This window comes from Desulfocurvus vexinensis DSM 17965 (genome assembly GCF_000519125.1).
GTDB classification, from domain to species: Bacteria; Desulfobacterota; Desulfovibrionia; order Desulfovibrionales; family Desulfovibrionaceae; genus Desulfocurvus; species Desulfocurvus vexinensis.
Map to the genome: position 1 here is coordinate 179,641 of NZ_JAEX01000002.1, position 11,223 is coordinate 190,863.

Genomic DNA, 11,223 nt, shown 5'->3' on the forward strand with positions numbered 1-11,223 from the left:
GCCTCCTAGACCGTGATGCGCGTCAGCCGCTTGAGGGCCACGGCGCCCACGGCCATCCAGATCATGGCCAGGGTGGACAGCACGCGGCCCTGGGGGGTGTCGCGCAGGACGGACATGTACTCGGGGTTGATCACGGAGATGACCAGGGCCACGGCGAAGGGCAGGGCCAGCAGGATCCAGGCCGTGAGCCGCCCTTCGGCGGACAGCACGCGGACCTTGCCTTCGAGCTTGAAGCGCTCGCGCACCAGGGTGGCGATGTTGCCCACGATCTCGGCCAGGTTGCCGCCGGTCTCGCGCTGGATGTTCACCGAGACCACGAAGAACTTGAGGTCCGGGCAGTCCACCCGGCGGGTGAGGTTCAGCAGGGCCAGGTCGGAGGCCACGCCGAAATTGATTTCGTCCAGGGTCGTGGCGAATTCGGGACCGATGGGGTCCTCGAATTCGTCGGCCACCATGCGCAGGCCCTGGGGGAAGGCGTGGCCCGCGCGCAGGGCCCGGGCGATGAGGTCCAGGGCATCGGGCAGCTGGCGCTGGAAGCGGCCCATGCGCGCCCTGCGCCGCCGCCCCACCCACCACAGCGGCGCGCAGGCCAGGGCCAGGGGCAGGGCCGCCAGCAGCAGGGGGCTCACGGTGAACAGCCGCGCGGCGTAGAACCCGACGGCGCCCAGCACCAGGCACAGCAGCACCAGGGTGCCCACGTTGAGCCCGGTCTGGCCCTGGGTCAGGGCCTGGTCCAGCCGCGCGGTCCAGCCCTGGGCGGACAGGGCGCGGTGCAGCCAGGGCACCTCGGAGAGGGTGTGCCTGCGCTCGATGTCCACGGCGCGGGCGTCCTGCCCGGCCCCGCGCAGGGCGTCCAGCCGCCTGCCCACCTGGGCGCGCTCCTGGTTGCGCGCGCCGTAGAGCGCGTCCATGACGCCCATGCACAGGGCGAACAGCGCCAGGACGCACAGGGCGACGATGAGGGCGGTCATGACTGGGCCTCCCGGGCCAGGGCCGGGTCGAAGAGCCCGGCGCCCAGGGTGATGCCCTGGGCCTCCAGGCGCGCGGAAAAGCGCGGGCGGATGCCCCCGGCCTCGAAATGCCCCAGCACCTTGCCCCGCTCGTCCACGCCCGTCTGGCGGAAGCGGAAGAGCTCCTGCATGGTGATGGCGTCGCCCTCCATGCCGGTGATCTCCTGGATGCTGACCATCTTGCGCGAGCCGTCGGACTGCCGCGAGATTTGCAAAATTACGTCCACCGCCGAGGCGATGTAGCGCTTGAGCGATTCGGTGCTGATGGACAGCCCGGCCATGGCCACCATGGTTTCCAGGCGCATCAGCGCGTCGCGCGGGGAGTTGGCGTGGATGGTGGTCAGCGAGCCGTCGTGGCCGGTGTTCATGGCCTGGAGCATGTCCAGCACCTCGGCCCCGCGCACCTCGCCGACGATGATCCGGTCCGGGCGCATGCGCAGGCAGTTGCGCACCAGGTCGCGGGCGGTGACCTCGCCCAGGCCCTCGATGTTGGCCGGGCGGGTTTCCAGGCGCACCACGTGCTCCTGCTTGAGTTGCAACTCGGCGGCGTCCTCGATGGTCACCACGCGCTCGTCGTGGGGCACGAAGCGCGACAGGCAGTTGAGCATGGTCGTCTTGCCCGAGCCCGTGCCGCCGGAGACGATGATGTTCAGCCGGGCGCGCACGATGCCGCGCAGCACCTCGCCCATGCCCGGGGTCAGGGCGCCGAAGCCGATGAGGTCGTCCAGCTCCAGCGGGTCGCGCGAGAAGCGGCGGATGGACAGGCTCGGCCCGTCCAGGGCCAGGGGCGGGATGATGGCGTTGACGCGGCTGCCGTCTTCCAGGCGGGCGTCCACCATGGGCGAGGACTCGTCCACCCGGCGGCCCACGCGGGTCACGATGCGGTCGATGATCTTGCGCAGGTGGGCGTCGTCCTTGAAGCGCGTCTGCACGCGCTCGAGCTTGCCCCGGCGCTCCACGAACACCATGCGGTAGTTGTTGACCAGGATGTCGTTGACCGTGGGGTCCTGGAGCAGCGGCTCCAGCGGGCCCAGGCCGAGCACCTCGTCCTGCACCTCGCGCACGATCTGGGCGCGCTCGACGGCGTTGAGCGGCGCGGCGCGGTATTCCTCGGCCAGGATGCGTTCCACCAGCCGGGCGATCTCGGCGCCCAGCAGGTCGGCGGGCAGGGTTTCCACGGCGCCCAGGTCCAGGCGGTCCACCAGGCGTTCGTGGATCTGGGCCTTGATGGCGTAGTAGCTCTCCTCGCGGGGCTGCTCGGGCAGCGGCGCGGGCTGGGCCGGAGCCTGGGGCGCGGGCCGGGCGGCCTGGGGCGCGGGGCGCGGGGCGGGGCAGGCCCCGGCCAGGGCCGCACGCGGCGCGGGCGCGGGCGCGGCGCGCAGAATTTCGCGGTGCAGGCGGTCGGCCAGGCCCATGGTCAGCTCCTCGCCCCGCCCAGGGCCACGGCTGCGGCGCCGCCGGGGCGGCCCATGAGCCGCGCCAGCAGCCCGGCGGACGCGGGCCGGGCCTCGCGGGCCGGGGCCAGGCTGGCGGCCAGCCCGGCCAGGGCCCGGGCCGCCTGCGAGCGCGGCACGGCCTGGCCCAGGGGGCGGCCCTGGTTCACCGAGGCCATGGCGGCCTCGTAGTCGTTGGGAATCTTCCAGGCCACCGGGCGGCCCAGCAACTCCTCGGCCTCGGCCACGGTGATCTCGGCCCGCGACAGGTGGCGGTTGACCACCAGGCGCACCCGGCTTTCCAGGGCCGGGTTCAGGCCCCGGAAGGTCTCCAGCATCCGGCGCGTTCCGGCCAGGCAGGGCAGGCTGAGGGCCAGGACCATCAGGATGTCGTCGGCCTCTTCCAGCAGCGCCAGGGCGGCCTCGTCCAGGAAGGGCCCGCCGTCCACCACCACCGTGGCGTACATGCGCCGCAAGAGCCCGGCCACGGCGCTGGCGGCCTCGGGGGTCGCGGCGGCGGCGTCGTCCAGGGAGGCCGGGGCGGCCAGCACGTCCAGCCCGCTGGCGTGGCGGACCATGAGGCTCTCCAGGAAGGTCGTGTCCAGCCGGGCGAGGTTGCGCGCGGCGTCGGCCCAGGTGGAGGGGCAGTCCAGGTCCAGGAACAGGGGCACCTCGCCCATGGTCGTGCGCGCGTCCAGCAGGGCCGTGGACCCGGCGCCGCCCAGGCGCGCGGCCTCGGCGGCGATGTTGACGGCCACGGTGGTCGCGCCGGTGCCGCCCTTGGGGCCCATGACGTGGATGATCCGCCCCCGGGGGCCGGAGGTGTCGCGCGGGCGGGGCTGCTGGGCGGCGCCGCGCCGGGTGAGGTAGCGGTCCAGGGCGGCGCGCAGGTCCTGGGGCTGAACGGGCCAGGGCAGGAATTCGTCTACCCCCGCGCGCATGGCGCGCAGGATGTATTCGGGGTCCGAGGCCGGGGCGGCGAGGAAGACCTCGGTCACGCCCGGGTCGGCCAGCAGGCGCCCGGCCAGGGCGAAGCCGCCGTCCACGTCGGCGCCCAGCTCAAGGAGCACCAGCCCGGCGGGCGCGGCGCCCTGCGGGGCCAGGGCGAAGGCCCCGTGGGCCTGCACCAGCGCGCCGAGGCTGGCCGGGGCGCCGGGGGTGTGCAGCATCAGGGTCACGGTGTGGCTGGTGTTCATGGCGGCTCCTTGGGTCACTTCCGGTCCACCAGGCTTTCCAGAACCTGGGTAAAGCTCGGGCTCTTGTCCTGTTCGGGGTTGCGCAGGGCCTCCACGGCGCGCCGGGCCTGCTGGCCGTCCAGCCCTTCCACGGGGGTCGGGGCGGCGTAGGGCTCGCCGACGATCTGCTGCTGGAACTGCTCGGTGTAGGCCTGGCCGAAGGGGCGCGGGGTTTCCTGCACGGCGCAGCCCGCCAGCAGGGCGGCGGCCAGGGCCAGGGCGGGGGCGGTCAGGGCGAAGGTGCGCAGGGTCATGGCAATGGGCCTCACTGGTTCAGGATGTGGCCGAAGTCGCCTTCCAGGCCCGAGGCGGGCCCCTGGGCGGCGGGGTCGCCGACGCTGGCCGCCACGGGGCGGATGGCGCCGCCGGTGGCCGGGCCCTGGCCTTCCATGCGGCCCATGACGAAGAACTCGAATTCCGTGGGTTCCACGTAGTGGTCCGTGGGCAGGCTCTGGCGGGCCATGTCCAGGGGCTTGGCCAGGTGCGGGGTGACGATGATCACCAGCTCGGTTTCGGCCTTCTGGAACTCGTTGGAGCGGAAGAGCATGCCCAGCACGGGCACATCGCCCAGCACGGGGTACTTCTTGGCCGTCTCGCGCACATGGTCCTGGAGCAGCCCGGCGATGGCGAAGCTCTGGCCGTCGCCCAGCTCCACGGTGGTGGAGGTCCGCCGGCTGGTGATGGCCGGGATGGTGAAGCTCGAAATCTGGATGGCGTTGGTGTAGTCCAGCTCGGAGACCTCGGGGAAGACCTTCAGGCTGATGCGCCCGCCCGAGAGCACCGTGGGCGTGAAGGCCAGGGCCACGCCGTAGGGCTTGAACTCGATGGCCACGGTGCCCAGGCCCTGGGGCACGGGGACGGGAATCTCGCCTCCGGCCAGGAAGCGGGCCTCCTCGCCGCTGCGGCAGATGAGCGTGGGCTCGGCCAGCACCTTGATCAGCCCGTTCTGCTTGAGCACGTCCAGAAAGCCGGTCAGGGTCTGCTGGCCCTGGTGCAGGCGGAACATGCCGTTGCGCGTGGAGCTGACGCGCATGTTGCCCGCAGACAGCGCCCCGTTGTTGGCGGCGGCCTGGGAGTTCAGGGGCAGCGGGCCGTTGTTGTCCAGGGCGAAGAGGTCGTTGAGCAGGGTGAAGGCGAAGTTGCCGTTGGCGTAGTAGGACAGGTCGATGCCGACCCGCTCCATCACCGTGCGGTGCATCTCGGCGATCTTGACCTCGAGCATCACCTGGTGGACCCCGCCCACGCTGAGCATGTTGGCCACCTGGCCGGGGGCGTACAGCTCGGCGGTGTCCAGGGCCGTGGTCAGGGCTGCGGCGCTGGACACGGTGCCCGACAGGGCCACGGACTCGCCCGCGGGCAGGACGCGGATGCCTTCCTCGGCGGGCAGCAGCTTGTGCAGCATTTCCTTGAGGGCGGCCACATCGGGGCCCACGGTCACGTCGTAGACCCGCGCCACGCGGCCCGCGCCGTCCCACAGGGTCAGGTTGGTGGCCCCGGGCTTCTTGCCCGTGAGGTAGATCTGGTGTGGCGAGAGCAGCAGGATGTCGGCCACCTCGGGGTCCGCCAGGGACAGGCGGCGGATGGGCTCGGCGCTGTCGAGCACCAGGGACTTGCCGCGCGTGAGGGCCACGGAGGCGGGGGCGAAGGGCTCGGCGCAGGGCCCGGGGGCGGCCAGGGCCAGGGTCAGGGCCAGGGCCACGGCCAGGGCCACCTGGGCCGGGCGGCGGGCGAAACGATCAGTTGACCTGGGCATTGGCGAACCTCAGCACCTGGCGGCTGGAGCCGGTTATGAGTTCCACCTCGGCGGCGGGCCGGGGCCGGGGCGCGGCGGCGCTTGCGCGGGCCGGGGCGCGCAGCGAGTCGAGGATGTCACTGGCCTGGACCCCGGGGGTGGTCAGCCCGGTGCCCTCGTCGGGGTTGCGCAGGGCGAAGTTCAGGGTGCCCTTGGTGGCGGCGAAGGCCAGCTTCTCGCTCTCGGCGGGAGACAGTTCCAGGGTGTAGATGTCCACCGGGGCCAGCTCGCCGTCGCCGCCGGAGACTTCCAGGTCCGCGCCCGTGGCCAGGACCTTGATGTTTTCCAGCACGGTCTTGGTGAAGGGCACGTCGCGGCCCTCGCGCTGGATGTCCACGGTGACGAGCACGTCCACGCGGTTGCCGGGGCGCACGAAGCCCGACAGGCCCATGACCATATTGCCCTTGACGGCCACGGCGCGCATGCCCGGGGCGATGAGCGTGCTCACGCCCCCGGCGGCGGTTTCGGCGCCCAGCAGGCGGGCCTCGGTCACGGGTTCGCCGGGGCCGATGTCCGTGGCGGTCATGCGCCCGGCGAGGGCGGCGGCGTCGTGGAAGGCGCCCTGGGGCACGCTCTGGGCCAGGAAGGGCACCAGGCGCAGGTGCTCGGCGCCCAGGCGCTCGCCGCGCGGCAGGGCCTGGGCGGCCACGGCGACCATGACCTGGCCCTGGGGCCCGTCCAGGGCCGGGGCCTGGGCCGTGCGGGCTTCCATCCAGCGGAAAATGAGCACCCCGGCTGCCAGGGACAGCATCAGGGCCACGGTGATCTGGACGAGGGCGGTTCTGCGCATGGCGTGCTCCCGGCGGGGCTAGGCCCACCAGTGGGGGATGAAGGCCGCCACGCCGCCGCTGTGCAGCAGGGAGGCCACGGTTCCGGCGGCGATGGCCGCGCCGTAGGCCAGCTTGGGCAGGCTCCCGGTGGGCGCCGGGGCGTAGGCGAACTGCCGCGTGGCCAGGAAAAGGTTCAGGCTGTCGCGCATGGCGCCCAGGCTCCGGGCCAGGATGGCGGGCCGCAGGGCCAGCACGGCCAGGGCGTAGACCCCGCCCGCCAGGCTGGTGAACACGAAGGCCTTGAGCACGGCCCCGGCGCCCAGGAAGGCCCCGGCGGCGGCCATGAGCTTCACGTCGCCCGCGCCCATGACCCCGAACAGGAAGGGCACGAGCATCAACCCCAGGCCCAGGCCCAGGCCGCCCAGGGCCAGGAGCAGCCCGCTCCAGCCGCCGGTGGCGGCGTGCAGGGCCAGGCCCAGGACCATGGCCGGAAAGGTCAGCAGGTTGGGGATGCGCCGCGAGCGCAGGTCGGTGACGGTGGCGGCGGCGAGGATGGTCAGCAGGATCAGGTGGGTGATGGCGTCCATGGCGGTCTCCTGGGAGCGGTGCGGGACGCCGGGGCGGGCTGCCCGGGAAGGCGGGCGGAGGCGCGGGGGTGAGGGGGGTGGGCGCCTCCGCCCACGTTGCGCACGCTGTGCGCAAATTCGTCCCGTGCGGGAATGGCCTGGATCAGCCGCCCGTGGGCATGCTGCCCGCGATGGTGTTGAAGGTGTTCTGCACGTTCTGGCCGAGCAGGGTCACGGCGCCGACGATGACGGCGGCGATGAGCGCCGCGATGAGGCCGTACTCCAGGGCGGTCACGCCCTCTTCGCCGTGGATCAGGGTTCTCAGCTTGGTCATGGCTCGTCTCCTTTCTGGCTTGTGGTTTGGGCGGGTTGGCCGCCGGTTTCGCTTCTGGAAAGGCAAGGCGCGTGCCACGAGGCGGGGCGCAGGGCGCACAAAGGCGCGGGGCTGCGATGTAACCAATTGGTTTACAAAGAAATTAAATTTTCTCTGGGCCAGGCGCGGCGCCGGGAGGGCGGCCCCGGACCCCCGGGCGGGGCGCCGAGCGGCTCCCGGGGCAGTCCCGTTAATCTCGAAAAATTCGATTCCGGCTATGGGCACCGGGTGGGCGTTGTGCTGTCAACGGTCTGCAAAGAAGGGAGAAAAATGCAGCACGCCGGGGAATCTAATTTATTTTGATTCTTGCAGGCCGTCCGGGGCGGGGGGCAACCGGGGCGGGGCCGGGCAGGGGCGAAAGCCCCTGCCCCCGGCCATGGCGCCGGAGCGGGGCAGAGGACGGCGGGAATCTAGGATTACTAGATTCATGGACCAGGCCGGGCCCTCGCCGGGTGGTTTCCGCCCGGGGCGCGGCGGGCGGCTCCGGGGGCGGGCCAGGCGGGGCGGGAGTCAGGATTGACGGCCCGGGGGCCTGGGCCAGGGCTCCGGTGGGCGGCGGCCCGGGGGTGCGGCGGGCGGGGCCGGAGGAGGCTGGGCAATGACGTGCCATCACCACGAAATCAATAATGATTGTTCTGTACCGCTCGCCAGGGGGGGGCGTTGGCATGGAACCTGCTGAAGGGACAGGGCCTTCTCGTTCCTTCGTTGGAAGCCGGCTTCGGGGTGTGGTGGCCCGGAAGCCGGTTTCTGCGCTTATGGCGGGCGGCGTGGGGCCGGGCCCGGCAGGCCGCCTTGCACTGGCGACCGGCTGCGGCGCTCAGGCAATCCAGGCCCTCGCGCTTGTCTTGCTGCGCGTCGGCCTTGGATTTTTTTCGCCCCTGGCCCCTGACAGTTCCTGAACGGCCCGGGAAGGGCATCGCTCGACAGCCGGTCAGGGCAGGGTTTTGGGGTCGATGCCGTGCTTGCGCAGCTTGGCCCAGAGGTTCTTGGGCGTCAGGCCCAGCAGGCGGGCGGCCTCGGTCTGGCGGCCCCGGGCGGCGCGCAGGGCGTTTTCCAGGAAGCCGCGCTCGGCGGCGAGCATGGCCTGGCGCAGGTCGATGCCCGCGCCGCCCGCCTGGGCCGGGGCGCACGGGGCGGCGCACGGCGCAGGCCCGCCCCGGCCCAGGGCGGCGGCCACATCGGCCTCGGCCACGGCCCGGCCCGTGGCGCGGATGGCCGCGCCTTCGAGCACGTTGGCCAACTGGCGCACGTTGCCGGGCCAGTCGTGGGCCACGAGCAGGGCCAGGGCGCCGGGGGCCAGGCCGTCCACGCCCAGGCCCAGGGTGGCGGTGATGCGCCGCAGGAAATGCTCGGCCAAGAGCGGCACGTCCTCCCGGCGGCGGCGCAGCGGCGGCAGGTGCACGGCGGCCACGTTCAGCCGGTAGTAGAGGTCCTCGCGGAAGCGCTTGTCGGCCATGCGCTCGGCCAGGTCCTGGTTGGTGGCGGCGATGATGCGCACGTCCACGTCCGTGGGGCGGCGGGCGCCCAGGCGCTCGACCTGCTTCTGCTCCACGGCGCGCAGCAGCTTGGGCTGGATGGCCAGGGGCATGTCGCCGATTTCGTCCAGCAGGATGGTGCCGCCGTGGGCCAGCTCGAACTTGCCGGGCTGGGCCGTGCCCGCGCCGGTGAAGGCCCCGCGCTCGTGGCCGAAGAGTTCGTTCTCGAAAAGGTGCTCGGGGATGGCCGCGCAGTTGATCTTGACGAAGGGGCCCGAGGCGCGCGGCGACAGGGCGCGGATGGTGTCCGAGACCAGCTCCTTGCCCGTGCCCGACTCGCCGGTGATGAGCACCGTGGTGTCCAAGGGCGCGATGCGCTCCACCAGGGCCTTGAGTTCCAGCATGGGCGGGCTCTCGCCGATGATGCGCCGGGCCGGGCCCTCGCGGCGCAGGGCCTCGCGCAGGCGGTGGACCTCGCCGCGCAGGCTGCGCCGTTCCAGGGCGCGGCGGATGACGATCTCCATCTCGCCCAGGGAGAAGGGCTTGGCGAAGAAGTCCGACGCGCCCAGGCGCACGGCCTCCACGGCGGTCTCGCGCGAGGAGAAGGCGGTCATGACGATGACGTCGGCCTCGGGGGCGGCGGCCTTGATGCGCGGCACGGCCTCCAGGCCGGACATGCCTGGCAGGCGTACATCGGTGAGCACGATATCGAAGGCCCCGCCCGCGAGCAGGGCCAGGCCCTCTTCGGCGCGCGAGGCGCAGGCCACGCCGTGGCCCCGGCCTTCCAGGGCCTCGCGGATCATGGCCTGGAAGGCGGCGTCGTCTTCGATGAGCAGGATGCGGGCGTGCATGGTGGCGGATGCTATCCGCTTTCCCGGGAAAACTCAAAGGCCCGGGCCCGGAAGGCTGGCCGCGGCGTTGACAGGGCGGCCCGGCGCGGGCTATCTGCGTGCTGTTGCCTTGTAACAGTCTGAAATCGAGTACGTTTTTGTTTCAAACGTACCGGGCGGAGAACACATGATGCCGATGACGAGACGCGTGTGCCTGGCCTGGGCCCTGGTCCTGTGCCTGGGCTGGAACCCGGCCCTGGCCGGGGGCGGCGCCCCGGGGCAGGGGGCGGACTGGAGCGTGGGCCTGCAGGCCGGAGCCGTGGCCGGGGCCGACGTGGACGACGGTGGGGGCTCCGTGGCCGTGGGCAGCGCCGGGGTGACGGCGAGCTGGCGCTGGCTCTCCCTGTCCTACGGCGCGGCGGCCTACCACTGGGACGACGTGTCCCGTCTGCCGTTCGGCAATGGCGCGGACGACCCCTGGGACACCCTGCATTCCCTGGGGCTGGACCTGAGCCACCAGGACATGGTGGACGAGAACTGGGGCTATTTCGCGGGCGGCGGCCTGTCCGCCGACTGGGAAGAGGAAATGGGCGACTCGGGCACGGCCCACGTGCGCGGGGGCGTGCTGCGCGCCCTGGGCCCGGGGCTGACCCTGAGCCTGGGCGCCGGAGCCTGGGCCCACAAGACCGGCCTGCGCGTCCTGCCCGTGCTGGCCCTGAACTACGGCTCCCAGGATGACCCGGGCTTTTCGGCCACCCTCGGCGCGCCGCAGACCTGGCTGCGCTACCGCTTCAACCCCGCCTGGATGGTGCGCCTGGGCGCGCGCCTGGACGGCGGCACCTACCGCCTGGCCGACGACAGCGTCGTGGCCGGCAAGGGCTATGTGCGCCAGTCCGGCGTGGCCGCCGCACTCATGGCCGACTGGACCCCCAGCCCGGGGCTGACCCTGAGCGCGGGCCCCGAGTGGCACTTCGCGCGCTCGCTGACCCTCTACAACAAGGACGGCGACGAGCAGGACTCCTACGGCGTGGACGCGGCCCCGGGGCTGGCGGCGCGGCTGCGCTGGGCCTTCTAGGGCTTGCAGTCTTATGGTGTCCGGAAACGGGGCTGTCCTTGCCAGCAGGGACAGCCCCGAATTTTTCCGGGCTCTGGAAAACCATGGCGCCCTTTTTTTCAAACGGGGCAGGGCCGGTCCCGGACTGCGGGCGCGTGCAACGGAAGTGCAGGGCTCCGGGCCGGGAGCTGTGCGGCGCGGCGGACGCGGGGCGCGACCTGGCTTGTTCGGGCGGAGCGGGGGCGAAGGGGGAAGGGCGGTTGCGGGCGGTTCAGGCGCTGCGGCCCAGCAGGCGGGCCGCCGTGTCGAGGATGATCTGCATGTCGGCCAGGGGCTTGATGAACACCTCGTCGTGGGTGATGCCGATGGCCCGCAGTTCGCGGGGCAGCTTGTAGTTGGTGGACCCGGTGTGGACGATGAAGCGCGTGGCGGGGCTGATGGCGTGGGCCTTGACGATGAACTCGCTGCCCGCCATGCCCGGCAGGCGCATGTCCACCACGCCGACGTCCACCGCGCCTCCGGCCAGGAGGTTCAGGGCCTCCTCGCCGTTGCTGGCGGTGAGCACCTTCAGCCCTTCGTCCTCGAGGAAGGCTTCGAGGTTTTCGCGCACCATCTGCTCGTCGTCGAGGATGAGCATGGTCACGTCGGAGAGATCGCTCATTGTCGCTCCCGGATGCCTTGGGCC

At 72.3% G+C, this 11,223-nt stretch carries 11 protein-coding genes; 1 reads left to right on the plus strand and 10 read right to left on the minus strand.

From position 1 onward, the window contains the following. Positions 1-5: 5 nt before the first annotated feature. The 9 genes from G495_RS0103810 to G495_RS0103850 all read right to left on the minus strand — a co-directional run bounded on the left by G495_RS0103810 (position 6) and on the right by G495_RS0103850 (position 9,505). Positions 6-971 (minus strand): type II secretion system F family protein, encoded by a 966-nt coding sequence (locus tag G495_RS0103810; protein ID WP_028586709.1) that lies wholly within the window; start codon positions 969-971, stop codon positions 6-8. Then, positions 968-2,425, minus strand: coding sequence for a TadA family conjugal transfer-associated ATPase (locus G495_RS17500; RefSeq protein ID WP_035250886.1), 1,458 nt, complete (start codon positions 2,423-2,425; stop codon positions 968-970). The genes G495_RS0103810 and G495_RS17500 overlap by 4 nt, the downstream gene beginning before the upstream one ends. Before the next feature lie 2 nt (positions 2,426-2,427). Further along, a complete protein-coding gene (locus G495_RS22745) occupies positions 2,428-3,639 on the minus strand; it encodes a CpaE/TadZ family protein (RefSeq protein WP_051445038.1) in 1,212 nt (403 codons plus the stop codon). 14 nt (positions 3,640-3,653) lie between these two features. Beyond that, complete coding sequence (locus G495_RS0103825; protein WP_028586710.1) at positions 3,654-3,932, minus strand: hypothetical protein; 279 nt, start codon at positions 3,930-3,932, stop codon at positions 3,654-3,656. 11 nt (positions 3,933-3,943) lie between these two features. Further along, on the minus strand, positions 3,944-5,431 hold the full coding sequence (locus tag G495_RS17510; protein WP_051445039.1) for a type II and III secretion system protein family protein: 1,488 nt from the start codon (positions 5,429-5,431) through the stop codon (positions 3,944-3,946). Next, positions 5,415-6,260: a Flp pilus assembly protein CpaB gene (gene cpaB, locus G495_RS0103835; RefSeq protein ID WP_028586711.1), complete on the minus strand. Its 846-nt coding sequence runs from the start codon at positions 6,258-6,260 to the stop codon at positions 5,415-5,417. Before cpaB ends, G495_RS17510 begins: the two co-directional genes overlap by 17 nt. A gap of 18 nt (positions 6,261-6,278) precedes the next feature. Continuing rightward, positions 6,279-6,827 (minus strand): A24 family peptidase, encoded by a 549-nt coding sequence (locus G495_RS0103840; RefSeq protein ID WP_028586712.1) that lies wholly within the window; start codon positions 6,825-6,827, stop codon positions 6,279-6,281. A gap of 142 nt (positions 6,828-6,969) precedes the next feature. After that, a complete protein-coding gene (locus tag G495_RS17515; RefSeq protein ID WP_035250891.1) occupies positions 6,970-7,140 on the minus strand; it encodes a Flp family type IVb pilin in 171 nt (56 codons plus the stop codon). A gap of 970 nt (positions 7,141-8,110) precedes the next feature. Next, positions 8,111-9,505: a sigma-54-dependent transcriptional regulator gene (locus tag G495_RS0103850; protein WP_028586713.1), complete on the minus strand. Its 1,395-nt coding sequence runs from the start codon at positions 9,503-9,505 to the stop codon at positions 8,111-8,113. Positions 9,506-9,680: 175 nt separating this feature from the next. Here G495_RS0103850 and G495_RS17520 point away from each other — a divergent pair, with 175 nt between their 5' ends. Then, positions 9,681-10,559 (plus strand): TonB-dependent receptor, encoded by an 879-nt coding sequence (locus tag G495_RS17520; protein WP_156939567.1) that lies wholly within the window; start codon positions 9,681-9,683, stop codon positions 10,557-10,559. 250 nt (positions 10,560-10,809) lie between these two features. Here G495_RS17520 and G495_RS0103860 read toward each other — a convergent pair whose 3' ends face one another. Continuing rightward, positions 10,810-11,199: a response regulator gene (locus G495_RS0103860; RefSeq protein ID WP_028586714.1), complete on the minus strand. Its 390-nt coding sequence runs from the start codon at positions 11,197-11,199 to the stop codon at positions 10,810-10,812. Positions 11,200-11,223: the final 24 nt, after the last annotated feature.

What these genes read in the sequence shown, in the direction of transcription:
- G495_RS17515 (WP_035250891.1), bottom strand. Translation starts at nt 7,140, where the DNA reads ATGACCAAGCTGAGAACCCTGATCCACGGCGAAGAGGGCGTGACCGCC.
- G495_RS0103825 (WP_028586710.1), bottom strand. Translation starts at nt 3,932, where the DNA reads ATGACCCTGCGCACCTTCGCCCTGACCGCCCCCGCCCTGGCCCTGGCC.
- G495_RS17520 (WP_156939567.1), top strand. Translation starts at nt 9,681, where the DNA reads ATGACGAGACGCGTGTGCCTGGCCTGGGCCCTGGTCCTGTGCCTGGGC.
- G495_RS0103850 (WP_028586713.1), bottom strand. Translation starts at nt 9,505, where the DNA reads ATGCACGCCCGCATCCTGCTCATCGAAGACGACGCCGCCTTCCAGGCC.
- G495_RS17500 (WP_035250886.1), bottom strand. Translation starts at nt 2,425, where the DNA reads ATGGGCCTGGCCGACCGCCTGCACCGCGAAATTCTGCGCGCCGCGCCC.
- G495_RS17510 (WP_051445039.1), bottom strand. Translation starts at nt 5,431, where the DNA reads ATGCCCAGGTCAACTGATCGTTTCGCCCGCCGCCCGGCCCAGGTGGCC.
- G495_RS22745 (WP_051445038.1), bottom strand. Translation starts at nt 3,639, where the DNA reads ATGAACACCAGCCACACCGTGACCCTGATGCTGCACACCCCCGGCGCC.
- G495_RS0103840 (WP_028586712.1), bottom strand. Translation starts at nt 6,827, where the DNA reads ATGGACGCCATCACCCACCTGATCCTGCTGACCATCCTCGCCGCCGCC.
- cpaB (WP_028586711.1), bottom strand. Translation starts at nt 6,260, where the DNA reads ATGCGCAGAACCGCCCTCGTCCAGATCACCGTGGCCCTGATGCTGTCC.
- G495_RS0103860 (WP_028586714.1), bottom strand. Translation starts at nt 11,199, where the DNA reads ATGAGCGATCTCTCCGACGTGACCATGCTCATCCTCGACGACGAGCAG.
- G495_RS0103810 (WP_028586709.1), bottom strand. Translation starts at nt 971, where the DNA reads ATGACCGCCCTCATCGTCGCCCTGTGCGTCCTGGCGCTGTTCGCCCTG.